This window comes from Sphingopyxis sp. A083 (genome assembly GCF_001468495.1).
GTDB lineage: Bacteria > Pseudomonadota > Alphaproteobacteria > Sphingomonadales > Sphingomonadaceae > Sphingopyxis > Sphingopyxis terrae.
Window position 1 is genome coordinate 782,625 of the sequence record NZ_LNSK01000001.1, and the last position, 12,538, is coordinate 795,162.

The 12,538-nt window shown below is 65.6% G+C and carries 15 protein-coding genes and 1 riboswitch; of the genes, 9 read left to right on the forward strand and 6 right to left on the reverse strand.

Annotated elements, in window-relative coordinates; genetic code table 11:
* Positions 1 to 78 precede the first annotated feature (78 nt).
* Positions 79 to 1,281 carry a serine palmitoyltransferase gene (spt, locus tag ATE59_RS03780; RefSeq protein ID WP_058811236.1) on the reverse strand — a complete coding sequence of 401 codons (1,203 nt, stop codon included), beginning with the start codon at positions 1,279 to 1,281 and terminating at the stop codon, positions 79 to 81.
* 117 nt (positions 1,282 to 1,398) lie between these two features.
* Entirely contained in the window at positions 1,399 to 1,635 is a 237-nt protein-coding gene (locus ATE59_RS03785) for an acyl carrier protein (protein ID WP_040589850.1), read from the reverse strand.
* 162 nt (positions 1,636 to 1,797) lie between these two features.
* Here ATE59_RS03785 and ATE59_RS03790 point away from each other — a divergent pair, with 162 nt between their 5' ends.
* The 5 genes from ATE59_RS03790 (at position 1,798) to ATE59_RS03810 (ending at position 6,900) form a co-directional block, all read left to right on the forward strand.
* Positions 1,798 to 2,370: a Pycsar system effector family protein gene (locus ATE59_RS03790; RefSeq protein ID WP_058811237.1), complete on the forward strand. Its 573-nt coding sequence runs from the start codon at positions 1,798 to 1,800 to the stop codon at positions 2,368 to 2,370.
* Positions 2,371 to 2,470: 100 nt separating this feature from the next.
* Positions 2,471 to 3,868, forward strand: a complete 1,398-nt coding sequence (locus ATE59_RS03795) for an MATE family efflux transporter (RefSeq protein WP_058811238.1) — start codon at positions 2,471 to 2,473, stop codon at positions 3,866 to 3,868.
* Positions 3,869 to 3,990: 122 nt separating this feature from the next.
* Positions 3,991 to 4,278, forward strand: coding sequence for a co-chaperone GroES (groES, locus tag ATE59_RS03800; protein WP_003042663.1), 288 nt, complete (start codon positions 3,991 to 3,993; stop codon positions 4,276 to 4,278).
* Between the two features lie 65 nt (positions 4,279 to 4,343).
* Positions 4,344 to 5,987: a chaperonin GroEL gene (gene groL / locus ATE59_RS03805; RefSeq protein WP_003042661.1), complete on the forward strand. Its 1,644-nt coding sequence runs from the start codon at positions 4,344 to 4,346 to the stop codon at positions 5,985 to 5,987.
* 127 nt (positions 5,988 to 6,114) lie between these two features.
* The gene (locus tag ATE59_RS03810; protein ID WP_058811239.1) at positions 6,115 to 6,900 is read left to right on the forward strand and encodes a glutaminyl-peptide cyclotransferase; all 786 of its coding nucleotides are present in this window, start codon (positions 6,115 to 6,117) and stop codon (positions 6,898 to 6,900) included.
* A gap of 9 nt (positions 6,901 to 6,909) precedes the next feature.
* Here the strand turns inward: ATE59_RS03810 and ATE59_RS03815 are convergent, their stop codons facing one another.
* From ATE59_RS03815 to ATE59_RS03830, 4 genes are all read right to left on the reverse strand, one after another.
* A complete protein-coding gene (locus ATE59_RS03815) occupies positions 6,910 to 7,587 on the reverse strand; it encodes a DJ-1/PfpI family protein (RefSeq protein WP_058811240.1) in 678 nt (225 codons plus the stop codon).
* Positions 7,588 to 7,605: 18 nt separating this feature from the next.
* A riboswitch (ZMP/ZTP riboswitch) is annotated at positions 7,606 to 7,686 on the reverse strand.
* Between the two features lie 32 nt (positions 7,687 to 7,718).
* Positions 7,719 to 7,925: a hypothetical protein gene (locus tag ATE59_RS03820; RefSeq protein WP_231737162.1), complete on the reverse strand. Its 207-nt coding sequence runs from the start codon at positions 7,923 to 7,925 to the stop codon at positions 7,719 to 7,721.
* Positions 7,926 to 8,003: 78 nt separating this feature from the next.
* On the reverse strand, positions 8,004 to 8,297 hold the full coding sequence (locus ATE59_RS03825) for a hypothetical protein (RefSeq protein ID WP_003042652.1): 294 nt from the start codon (positions 8,295 to 8,297) through the stop codon (positions 8,004 to 8,006).
* Between the two features lie 191 nt (positions 8,298 to 8,488).
* Positions 8,489 to 8,806 carry a hypothetical protein gene (locus ATE59_RS03830; protein WP_003042650.1) on the reverse strand — a complete coding sequence of 106 codons (318 nt, stop codon included), beginning with the start codon at positions 8,804 to 8,806 and terminating at the stop codon, positions 8,489 to 8,491.
* A 217-nt stretch (positions 8,807 to 9,023) separates the two neighbouring features.
* On the opposite strand from ATE59_RS03830, the gene ATE59_RS03835 reads away from it, so the two are divergent.
* From ATE59_RS03835 to ATE59_RS03850, 4 genes are read left to right on the forward strand one after another with little or no spacing between them, the layout of a single operon-like run.
* Positions 9,024 to 10,013, forward strand: a complete 990-nt coding sequence (locus ATE59_RS03835; protein WP_058811242.1) for an ArsR/SmtB family transcription factor — start codon at positions 9,024 to 9,026, stop codon at positions 10,011 to 10,013.
* Complete coding sequence (gene metF / locus ATE59_RS03840) at positions 10,010 to 10,948, forward strand: methylenetetrahydrofolate reductase (protein ID WP_058811243.1); 939 nt, start codon at positions 10,010 to 10,012, stop codon at positions 10,946 to 10,948. Before ATE59_RS03835 ends, metF begins: the two co-directional genes overlap by 4 nt.
* Positions 10,945 to 12,000, forward strand: coding sequence for a homocysteine S-methyltransferase family protein (locus tag ATE59_RS03845; RefSeq protein WP_003042645.1), 1,056 nt, complete (start codon positions 10,945 to 10,947; stop codon positions 11,998 to 12,000). The genes metF and ATE59_RS03845 overlap by 4 nt, the downstream gene beginning before the upstream one ends.
* Positions 12,000 to 12,524, forward strand: coding sequence for a GNAT family N-acetyltransferase (locus ATE59_RS03850; RefSeq protein WP_003042643.1), 525 nt, complete (start codon positions 12,000 to 12,002; stop codon positions 12,522 to 12,524). Before ATE59_RS03845 ends, ATE59_RS03850 begins: the two co-directional genes overlap by 1 nt.
* The last annotated feature ends 14 nt before the right edge of the window (positions 12,525 to 12,538 follow it).

Genomic DNA, 12,538 nt, shown 5'->3' on the forward strand with positions numbered 1-12,538 from the left:
GCGATGAAGACCGCACGACGCGGCGTTCCGCTCGGTTCGCCCCGAAAATGAATCCGCTGGTCGGCGGCGCGGCTCGGTTCAGCCGATAATTCCCACGCGCTTGCCCGCGCGCTCGAAGCGGCCGAGGATCTCGCTCACCTGCTCGCTCGAATGTTCGGCGCAGAGCGAGCAGCGCAGCAGCGTCATACCCGCGGGGGTCGCGGGCGGGCGGGCGAGATTGACGTAGAGGCCTTCTTCGAGCAGCGCTTCCCACATCATCGCGCCCTTTTCGAGGTCGGGCATGATGACCGCGATGATCGCCGACTGCGGCTCTTCGGTACCCAGCGTGAAGCCGAGGTCCTTGAGGCCCTTGTGCAGCGTCTTCGAATTTTCCCACAGGTGCGCGCGCTTGTTCGATCCGTGCATCAGCTTGCGGATGCTCGTCGCCGCGGTCGCGACGACGCTCGGCGGCAGCGAGGCGGTGAAGACGTACGGGCGGCAGACGAGCCGCAAGATCTCGAACTTCGGGTGGTTCGACACGCAGAAGCCACCGACGGTGCCGACGCTCTTCGAAAAGGTGCCGATGATGAAGTCGACATCGTCGATCACGCCCTGCGCCTCGGCGACGCCGCGGCCATGTTCGCCGATGAAGCCCATCGAATGCGCTTCGTCCACCAGCACCATCGCGCCATTTTCCTTGGAGACGCGGATCATCTCCTTCAGCGGCGCAACGTCGCCGAGCATCGAATAGACGCCCTCGAGCACGACGAGCTTGCCGGCCTCGGCGGGCAGGCGCTTCAGCCGCTTTTCGAGCGCTTCGACATCGTTGTGGCGAAAAGCAACGATTTCGGCGTCGCCCATCTTGCACCCGTCATAGATCGATGCGTGGCTGTCGATGTCGAGGATGACATAGTCGCCCTTGCCCGCGATCGTCGAAATGATGCCGAGGTTCGCCTGATATCCGGTCGAGAACACCATGGCATGATCCATGGCGTAAAATTCCTTCAGCGCGTCCTCGCACTCCTTGTGCCCCTGATAGGTGCCGTTGAGGACGCGGCTGCCGGTGGTGCCGCTGCCGAACTTGTCGAGCGCGTCCTTGCCCGCGGCGATGACATCCTCGTCGAAGGTCATGCCCATATAATTATAGGTGCCGAGCAGGATCGTCTCGCGCCCGTTGCAGATCGCGACGGTGGGCGAGAGCACTTTCTCCATCACCAGGCTGAAGGGATCGGTAACGCCGGTCGCGAGCAGCGCCGCGCGCTGTTCGATGAGCGGATCGAATTTGGAGAAAAGGTCGGTCATATGTGAATCCTGAAACCATCCGTTCGTCCTGAGGGGCCATAGAGCTTAACGAAATGGCGTCTCGAACAGGTCTTCGACTTCGCTCAGCCCCTCCTCTGCACGAACGGATGGGGGTGATTATCCCTGCAGCTTTTCGACCGCGGCGACGAGCTGGCCGACGGTTTCGATCTCGGCCTGCATGTTCATGCTGATGATGATGTCGAACGTATCCTCGACCTCGGCGACGAAATCCATCACCGTCAGGCTGTCCCATTCAAGGTCGCCGGCAAAGGTCGTCGCGTCGGTCAGGGCGACGCCCTTCTTGTTGAAAGGTTCGATCAGGCCGTGGATCTGGTCGGCGAGGGGGGTGCTCATGCGGGTGCGTCCCATAATGAAAAAACTGCGGGCGGGCATGCCGCGCCCCGTCCCGCTTGGCAAGCGATTGCGGCGGCAATCGGGCAGCATCTTGCCGTTCGCGGTCCTTCGTGCCATCCGGGCGAAGGTCGCCGCAAGCTGAAGGGGCAGGGAGGGGGCTGGATGGACAGCGAAAAATCGGACGCGGCGCCGCAACGGCCCGCCATATCCTTTCCGCCCAACGCGGTGCATCTCGTGCGCACCAATCAGCAGATCACGATGCAATTGTCGCAGATGGCCGATCAAAAGGCGTCGATCCTGATGGGCGCGACCTTCGTGGTCTTCACCCTCGCGGTCGGACAGGCGCGCGCCGGGGCGGGGGCCTTCACGCTGCCGCTCGCGGTGCTGGCGACCTTTTCTTTCCTCTCGGCGCTGCTCGCCATATCGGCGGTTCTCCCCCGTGTCGGCAAGGCGCCGCCGGCGGTGTTTCGCGACGGCAAGGATCATAGCAATATCCTCTTCTTCGGCCGGTTCGAGCAGATGGAGGAGGACGAGTTCATCGACGCGGTCAAGGCACGGATGCGGACCGAGGAGGATATTTACGAAACGATCCTGCGCGACACCTACCAGAACGGTCTTGTCCTCGCGCGGCGCAAATATCGCTACCTCGCCTATGCCTATCGCCTGTTCGTCGTCGGCCTGACGCTGACCTTCCTCGCCTTCGCCTATGAGATGGCGGTGACGTGGAGGGGCTAAGGCAACGATTGTTGCCTTTTTATCACCCCCGCATCCGAAACCGCGCGCGGCGCTCGCGCGCTATTGAGCGGCCGTAAAAGCGCGCCTATCCGGGCCGGCTATGCTCGAGCAGGCCCACCCCCTGACGGCGGATCAGCCGCAGACTTTCCGCGCCGAATTTCGCGCGACGCTGGCGCTCGCCCTGCCGCTGGCGGCGGCGAACCTGCTGCAGATGATGGTCCATGCGATCGACGTGATCTTCGTGGCGCGGCTCGGCGATGCGCCGCTTGCCGCCTCGTCGCTCGGCGTCTCGATCTTCGGCCTGTTGTTGTGGACCGGGACAGGGCTCGTCGGCGCCGCAGCGCCGCTCGTCGCCGCCGAACTCGGGCGGCGCAAACATGCCGTGCGCGAAGTGCGGCGCACCGTCCGCATGGCGCTGTGGCTCAGTGCGATCGTGTCCGTGCTGTTCATGGGTGTCTGTGCCGCGGGCGGCCCGATCATGCGCGCAACCGGGCAAGACCCCGAAATCACGGCACATGCCGCCAGTTTCCTGTTGATCCTGATGTGGGGCATGGTGCCGATGATCGCAGCAAGCGTGTTGCGCATCTTCGTTTCGGCGCTCGGGCGTCCGACGATTGCCACCGCGATCACCTTCCTCGCGCTGTTCGTCAACGCCCTTGGCAACTGGAGCCTCGTCTTCGGCCATCTCGGCATGCCGGCCCTCGGACTGCAGGGCTCGGCGCTGTCGAGCGTCATCACGAGCACGGTGATGCTGATCGCCTATATCATCGTGATCCAGACCGACCGGCGGCTGCGCCGTTATCATCTGTTCGGCAACTGGTGGCGCTCCGAATGGCCCCGCTTCTGGGAAATGCTCCGCATCGGCACCCCGATCGGCCTCATCATTCTGGCCGAGGCCGGGCTGTTCACCGGCGCCGCTTTCCTGATGGGCCGGATCGGTGAGGCGCAGCTTGCCGGGCACACCCTCGCGCTCCAGATCGCGGCGCTCGCCTTCCAGATCCCGTTCGGCGTGGCGCAGGCGGCGACGATCCGGGTCGGCCTTTCCTACGGCGCGCGCGACCATCGCGGCATTACGCTCGCGGGGCAGGCGTCGCTGATCCTCGGTATCGGGTTCATGGTCGTGACCGCGGCGGTCATCTGGCTCGCGCCGCGGCTCGTGCTGTCGATCTACGTCGATGTCGATGCGGCGCGCAACGCCGCGCTCGTCCATTTTGCGCTGCAGTTCCTGATCGTGGCCGCCGCGTTCCAGCTGTTCGACGGCGCCCAGACGGTGGCGGCAGGCGTATTGCGCGGGCTTCAGGATACGCGCGTGCCGATGATCATCGCGGTCTGCGGCTACTGGATCGCGGGCTATGGCACCGCCATCTACCTTGGCTTCTGGACCCCGCTTGCGGGCGTCGGCGTGTGGATCGGGCTCGCCGTGGGGCTCATCGTGGTGTCCGCGGTGCTGCTTATGCGCTGGGGAATGCGCGCCCGTCTCGGCCTGCTTCCGGCCTGACGCAAAAAAGTTGATCGGCGCTGCTTGACGCCCATCTGACTCCCACCCATATGCCGGCTTGTTAGCACTCACGCCCTGTGAGTGCTAAGTCTGACATCCATTGCATTACTGGAGGGACATCCATGCAATTTCGTCCGCTGCACGACCGCGTGCTCGTCCGCCGTATCGAAGCCGAAGAAAAGACGGCTGGCGGCATCATCATTCCCGACACCGCCAAGGAAAAGCCGCAGGAAGGCGAAGTCGTCGCCGTCGGCACCGGCAGCAAGGCCGAAGATGGCAAGGTGACGCCGCTCGACGTCAAGTCGGGCGACCGCATCCTGTTCGGCAAATGGTCGGGCACCGAAGTCAAGGTCGATGGCGAAGAGCTGTTGATCATGAAGGAATCGGACATCCTCGGCGTTCTCGCCTGAGCCTGTTTGCCGATTTCAGTGTGAAGTTACGCAGTTTTCTGCGCTTTTATTAAAGGAGCATCCTCATGGCTGCCAAGGACGTTAAATTTTCGCGCGACGCACGCGAACGCATCCTGAAGGGCGTCGACATCCTCGCCGACGCCGTCAAGGTCACGCTGGGCCCCAAGGGCCGCAATGTCGTGATCGACAAGAGCTTCGGCGCCCCCCGCATCACCAAGGACGGTGTCTCGGTCGCCAAGGAAATCGAACTCAAGGACAAGTTCGAAAACATGGGCGCGCAGATGCTGCGCGAAGTCGCCTCGAAGGCGAACGACAAGGCCGGTGACGGCACCACCACCGCGACCGTTCTCGCCCAGGCGATCGTCCGCGAAGGCATGAAGTCGGTTGCTGCCGGCATGAACCCGATGGACCTGAAGCGCGGCATCGACCTCGCGGTCACCAAGGTCGTCGAAGACCTCAAGGGCCGTTCGACCGCCGTGTCGGGCTCGTCGGAAATCGCGCAGGTCGGCATCATCTCGGCCAATGGCGACATCGAAGTCGGCGAAAAGATCGCCGAAGCGATGGAAAAGGTCGGCAAGGAAGGCGTGATCACCGTCGAGGAAGCCAAGGGCCTCGAGTTCGAACTCGATGTTGTCGAAGGCATGCAGTTCGACCGCGGCTATCTGTCGCCCTACTTCATCACCAACCCCGAAAAGATGACGGTCGAACTGGCTGATCCGTACATCCTGATCTTCGAAAAGAAGCTGTCGAACCTCCAGTCGATGCTTCCGATCCTCGAAGCGGTTGTACAGTCGGGCCGTCCGCTGCTCATCATCGCGGAAGACATCGAAGGCGAAGCGCTCGCGACGCTGGTCGTCAACCGTCTGCGCGGCGGCCTCAAGGTCGCGGCCGTCAAGGCGCCGGGCTTCGGCGATCGCCGCAAGGCGATGCTGCAGGACATCGCGATCCTGACCGCCGGCGAAATGATCAGCGAAGACCTGGGCATCAAGCTCGAGTCGGTCACGCTGAACATGCTCGGCCAGGCGAAGCGCGTCACGATCGACAAGGACAACACCACCATTGTCGACGGTGCAGGTGAAGGCGACGCGATCAAGGCCCGCGTCGAACAGATCCGCGCGCAGATCGAAACCACCACGTCGGATTACGATCGTGAAAAGCTGCAGGAACGTCTGGCGAAGCTCGCCGGCGGCGTTGCGGTGATCAAGGTCGGCGGTGCGACCGAAGTCGAGGTGAAGGAACGCAAGGATCGCGTCGACGACGCGCTGCACGCGACCCGCGCCGCGGTCGAGGAAGGCATCGTCCCCGGCGGCGGTACGGCTCTGCTGTATGCCACCAAGGCTCTCGAAGGGCTGAAGGGCGCCAACGACGACCAGACCCGCGGCATCGACATCGTCCGCAAGGCGATCGAAGCGCCGCTGCGTCAGATCGCGGCCAACGCCGGCCATGATGGTGCGGTTGTCGCCGGCAACCTGCTGCGCGAAAACAACCAGGATCAGGGCTTCAACGCCGCGACCGACGTCTATGAAAATCTGAAGGCCGCCGGCGTCATCGACCCGACCAAGGTCGTGCGCACCGCGCTTCAGGACGCTGCCTCGGTTTCGGGCCTGCTCATCACCACCGAAGCGGCGGTGAGCGAGCTTCCCGAAGACAAGCCGGCGATGCCGATGGGCGGCGGCGGCATGGGCGGCATGGGCGGCATGGACTTCTAAGTCCGTACCGTTCGGCGCTCAGCCAACAAGAAACGGGGCCGGGGGAGCAATCCTCCGGCCCTTTTCTGTCCCCTCACCTTTTTCCGGGCCATTGCCAGTTCATCCGCCGCAGCATAGCTAGGCGGTCATGAGCCTGCTTCTCGCCCTTGCCGCGCTGCTCGCCGATCCCGCGGCCGCCGTCGCTCCGCCTGCGCCGCCGCCGCCGCGCGCCACGATCGAACGCTGTGGCTACCGGGTGGTCCAGACCTATCCGCACGATCCGTCCTCCTTCACGCAAGGCCTGTTCTGGGACGACGGCCATCTTTACGAAGGGACGGGGCAGTACGGCCATTCGCGCATCGCGCGTCTCGACCTGGCGACCGGCAAGGCGCTCGCCGAAACGCCGCTCCCCGCCGACCAGTTCGGCGAAGGGATCACGCGCTGGCGCGACCAGATTATCGGCGTCACCTGGCAGAACGGCATCGGCCATCGCTGGCGCTTCAAGGATCTGAAGCCGGTCGGCGACTTCACCTATTCGGGCGAGGGCTGGGGGGTGACGACGCTCGGCGATACGATCGTGCTCAGCGACGGGACGCCGACGCTGCGCTTCTTCGATCCCGCGACGATGGTGGAAAAGCGCCGCGTCACCGTTCGCTTCGGCGGCCGTCCGCTTGCCATGCTCAACGAACTCGAGGCGATCGACGGACAGGTATGGGCGAATGTGTGGATGAGCGACGTCATCGTGCGGATCGACCCCGACAGCGGCGCCATCGTCTCCTACATCGACCTGACCGGGCTGCGCAAAGGCGCCGGGGTCAGCGACAGCGACAGCGTGCTCAACGGCATTGCCTGGGACGCGAAGGGCAAGCGGCTATTTGTCACCGGCAAATATTGGCCCAAACTCTACGAGATCGCCCTCGCAAACTGCGCATAGGGGCCGGCTCTAGCTTTTGAGCGCCGCTGCCATCCGCGCCGCCGCTGCGTCATAGACGCGCGCTTTCAACCCCTCGGTCACCGCGACCGGCGCCCGGTCGGGGTGGCCGCCGGCGAAGGGCGGGGCCGGATCATATTCGATTGCAAGCTGGATCGCCTGCGCGGCCGCGTCGCCCCGCATCCGCGCGACCAGCGTCAGCGCGAAATCGAGGCCCGACGTCACCCCGCCGCTCGTCACGACGGGACCGTCCTCGACGACGCGCGCCGCTTCGTGGCGCGCGCCGACCATCGGCAGCAGATGCGTATAGGCCCAATGCGTGGTCGCGCGCCGCCCTTCGAGCAGCCCGGCGCGGCCGAGCAGGAAGGCGCCGGTGCACACGCTCGTCACCCAGGTGGCGCCGGCCGCCTGCTGCGCGATGAAGTCGATCGTCGCCCGGTCGCCCAGCGCTTCGGCGACGCCATGTCCGCCGGGGACGCACAGTATATCGGCCTGCGGCGCCGCGGCGAAATCATGCGTCGGCACGATCGCAAAGCCGCAGTCGGTCGGGATCGGGTCGAGGCTGGCCGCGGCGCCGATCAGCCGCGCGCCGGGCAGGCGGCACAGCGCCTGCGCCGGTGCGGTAAAATCGAGCTGGGTGATACCGGGAAACAGCAGGAAGACGATGGTGGTTTGCGGCGCGTCGGTCATCGGGATGGTCCTTTTCTGACGGATCACCCAGGCGCGCGGCTCGCATCGGTCCCGCTCCCCGATGGAACTCCATCTTCAGCGCCAGTTGCGGGACGCCTGTCTTCTATCGCGGCTTTCGCATCGGCGAAAGCCTATTTGCCGCCGTATTCGCCGCTCGCGGCGCTGTCGGCGTTCGTAGCGGTACCGTCCCGGCTTTCGAGCATTTCGGCCGCATCGTCGAGCGCCTTGGCTTCGCTGACCGTGACGCCGCCGGGACCGGGCTCATTGTCGGTGCGGCTGCAGCCGGCGACGAGGCACAGTACTGCGGCCAAAACCATGCGGGTTGGAAATTTCGTCATGTCGGCTCCTGCGAAAAGGGGCCCCGCCATTCCGGCGAAGCCCCTCTTTCCCTATCAGGCCAAGGGCCTGCCGACGACTTACTTGTCGTTGGCTTCGGCCTTCTTGGTTTCTTCCTGGATCTTGTCGCCCGCGGCAGCGGCGGCATCGCCGGCGGCATTCACGGTGCCTTCGACGGCGTTGCCGGCGTCCTTCGCGGCATCGGCGGTCGCGTCGGCGGCGTCGGCCGCACCATCGGCGACGGCGTCGCCCGCGCTAGCGGCATCAGCGGCGATCGCATCGCCGGCTTCCGACGTTTCCTGCTGCGCCTTTTCCGAGCAAGCGGCGAGGCTGAAGGCCGCTGCGGCCATCGAGGCGAGGATGATCTTGCGCATATATGTTCCTTTCGATGTGCAAGCGGCCGGATAACCGGCCACTGGGCGCGGAGACTAACTGCGCCTGCCCGGCTTGGCAACCGTGCGGCGGGACGCGGTGGCCGCGGGGTATTGATCGCAAAAGGAAAAGGGGCCGCCGACGCATGTCGACGACCCCCGATTTCCTTGCCTTGGCAGGCGAAAGTGGAAGCTTACTTCTTGGCTTCTTCCATCTTCGCGGCAGCGGCGTCGGTCGCTTCCTTGGCGGCCGCAGCGGCTTCGCTGGCCTTGTCTGCAGCTTCGCCAGCCTTGTCGGCAGCGTCGCCGGCGGCAGCGGCGGCGTCGGTCGCGGCCGAAGCGGTCGCGTCGGCAGCGCTCGAAGCGGCTTCCATCGCGCCGTCGGCAGCGCCTTCGACGGTTTCGGTGGCCGCGGTGTCGGCCGGAGCGGCTTCGTCAGCAGCCTTCTGCGAGCAAGCGGCAACGCTCAGCGACGCAGCGAGGACGAGCGACAGAGTGATCGACTTTTTCATTTGGGATACCCCTCTTGATTGAACTTCTCGACCGGCGGGCGGACCGGACCAATGCGATCCTGCTCCCGTTGATCGGGCGCCGGAATTACAGGGTTGTAAGTGGGGGTGCAACGGACTTTTTGTCCAAGGCGCGGCGTTGGTCGCAATCGCGCGCGCACACCGTTGCTGCACGACAATTCGTTGACCACATATAAAGAAGTCTTTATATGATGCTGCGATGAGCGAGCTGATCGACATTTTCCGGGCCCTGGCCGACCCGACGCGCCTGCGCGTCGTCGCTTTGCTGCGCGAGATGGAGCTGGCGATCGGCGAACTGGCGGCGGTGCTTGAACAGAGCCAGCCGCGCGTTTCGCGCCACGTCCGTATCCTCGCCGAAGCCGGGATCGTCGAGCGCCGCCGCGAGGGGAGCTGGGTCTTCCTGCGCATCGCCGAACAGGGGCCGGGCGCCGACATGGCTGCTGCTGCGGGGGCTTGGCCCTTTTCGGCGCGCGAGGCGCTGGTGATCGCGCAGGATGCGCGCCGGCTTGCCGCGGTTCGCGCCGAGCGCGCGGCGGTGGCCGAACGCTATTTCGCCGACCATGCAGCCGAATGGGATGCGATCCGGTCGCGCCACGTCGCCGAAAGCGAGGTCGAGGACGCGATGGTCGCGATGATGTGCGGGCGCGCGCTGGGCCATCTGCTCGACGTCGGCACCGGTACCGGGCGCATGGCCGAAATCTTCGCACCGACCGCGCAGCGGATCACCGCGCTCGACCGCAGCCCCGAAATGCTGCGCATCGCGCGCGCCAAACTGTCGGATCAGGCGGTGCCGGTCGATCTCGTGCAGGGCGATTTCCTCGCGCTGCCGATCGCCGACGCCAGCGTCGATTCGGTGGTTATCCATCAGGCGCTGCACTTTGCCCACGAACCCGAGCGGGTCATCGCCGAAGCCGCGCGCGTGCTGCGCGATGGCGGGCATTTGCTCGTTGCCGATTTTGCGCCGCACGAGGATGAGGATCTGCGCGCCTTGGCGGCGCACGCGCGCCTCGGTTTTTCGGATACGCAGATCGGCGGCTGGTTCGCCGCGTCGGGGCTGACGCTCGAACGGACGCAAACACTCGAAGGCGGTGCGCTCGCGGTCAAGCTGTGGCTTGGCGCGCGCCGCCGTGATCAGGATCAACCCCCCGTCGCCGCGGGCGACGGCGAAGGCAAAAGGCTCGCCGCATGACCACTTCCCTCGACGCGCTGGCCGAGGCGCGCCGCGCTGCGGCGTCGCCGCTGTTCGCCAATCTGGAAGGCGACATCGGCGTCAGTTTCGAATTCTTTCCGCCCAAGTCCGAGAAGATGGAGGCGCAGCTGTGGGACACGTTCCGCACGCTCGAGCCGCTGGCGCCGCGCTTCGTTTCGGTAACTTATGGAGCGGGCGGATCGACGCGCGAGCGCACCCATGCGACGGTGGCACGGATCGCGTCCGAAAGCGCGGTGCCGCCCGCCGCGCACCTGACCTGCGTCGAGGCGTCGCGCGCCGAGATCGAAGAGGTTGCGCGCGCCTATTGGGACGCGGGCGTGCGGCATATCGTCGCGCTGCGCGGCGATGTCCCCGGCGGCGGTGCGTATCAGGCGCATCCCGATGGTTTTGCGAACGCGGTCGAACTGGTCGCCGGGCTGAAGCGGATCGCGCCGTTCGACATTTCGGTCGCCGCTTATCCGGAGGTGCATCCCGATGCCGATTGCCCGCAGGCCGATCTCGACAATCTGAAACGCAAGCTCGATGCCGGGGCGACGCGTGCGATCACGCAATTCTTCTTCTCGCCCGAAGCCTTCCTGCGCTTCCGCGACGCCGCGGCTGCAGCGGGCATTGACGCGCCGATCGTGCCGGGCATCCTGCCGGTGTCGAACGTGTCGCAGACGCGGCGCATGGCCGATATGTGCGGCACCGCGATCCCCGCATGGATGATCGCGCTGTTCGAAGGGCTCGACGATCTGCCCGCCGCGCGTCAGCTCGTTGCCGCGACGGTCGCGGCCGAAATGTGCCGCCGCCTCTACGCGGGCGGGGTACGCGATTTTCACTTCTACACGCTCAACCGCGCCGAACTCAGCTATGCGATCTGTCATATGCTGGGGTTGCGGCCGGTGGCGCCGGCAAAGGATAAGGCGGCATGATCTCAGCGCGCGAGGCCCTGATCGCGGCGGCGAAGGATCGCATCCTGCTCACCGATGGCGGCTGGGGCACCCAGATTCAGCTCCGCAAGCTCGGCGAAGCCGATTATGCGGGATCGCTCGGCCTCGGTCACGATCAGAAGGGCAATAACGATATCCTTGCGCTGACGCGGCAGGATGTCGTGACCGCGATCGGCGAGGCCTATCTCGCCGCCGGATCGGACATCGTCTCGACCAACACGTTCAGCGCGAACCGGATCAGCCAGGCCGATTATGGCGCCGAAGCGCTGGTTGCTGACATCAATCACGAAAGCGCGCGCCTGGGGCGCGAAGCGGCCGACAAGTTCGCGGCGCAGGACGGCCGCCGCCGCTTCGTCGCGGGCGCGGTCGGGCCGACGAACAAGACGCTGTCGCTGTCGCCGGACGTCAACAATCCCGGCTATCGCGAGATCGATTTCGACGAATTGAAGGACGTCTATCGAGAACAGGTAATCGCGCTCGCCGAGGGCGGAGCCGATTTCATTCTGATCGAGACGATCTTCGACACGCTGAATGCCAAGGCGGGGATCGCCGCGACGCTCGAGGCAGAGGCGAAGGTCGGGCGCGAGCTGCCGCTGATGATCTCGATGACGCTCACCGACCTGTCGGGCCGCAACCTGTCGGGCCACACGGTCGAGGCTTTCTGGTATGCGGTGCGTCACGCAAAGCCGCTGACGGTGGGGCTCAACTGCTCGTTCGGTGCGGCGCAGCTTCGTCCGCATGTCCGCGTGCTCTCCGACCTCGCCGACACGCTGGTGATGGTCTATCCGAACGCCGGACTGCCCAACGAGCTTGGCGAATATGACGAACTGCCCGACACGACTGCGGCGCTGGTCCGCGAATGGGCCGACCATGGTCAGGTGAACATCCTCGGCGGCTGCTGCGGATCGACCCCGGCGCATATTGCGGCGATGGCCAAGGCCGTGCAGGGCCTTCCTGCGCGGCGGATTCCCGAGGTGCCGGTGCGCACGCGGCTTGCCGGGCTGGAGCCATTCACGATGGCGGCGGCATCCTGATGGAGGACGGACCGACATGGGCGATTCGCGAGGCCGGAGAGGCTGATGCCGCCGCGTTGGCATTGATCGGCGCCGCGACCTTCCTCGAAACCTTCGCGGGCATTCTCGACGGCGAGGCGATCGTCGGGCATTGCGCGGCGCAGCATCAGGAGGCCGCCTATCGCGCCTATCTGGCGTCGGGCGCGCGCGCCTGGCTTGCCGAGGCGCAGCCGGGCGGCGCGCCGATCGGCTTCGCGCTGATCGGTCGGCCCGACCTCGCCGCTGCCGAGGCGGGCGACATCGAACTCAAGCGCATCTATTCGCTGTCGCGTTTTCATGGCAGCGGACTTGGCGCCGCACTGATGCGCTGCGCTCTTGACGCTGCGGCAGGGCATCGCCGCCTGTTGCTCGGCGTTTACGCCCGCAACGAACGGGCGCTCGCTTTCTATCGCAAGCAGGGCTTCGTCGACGTCGGGACACGCCAGTTCAACGTCGGGGGAAAGCTCTACGACGACCGCGTTCTTGCCCGCCCGCTTGCTGCCTGATTCTCTTTGGACCG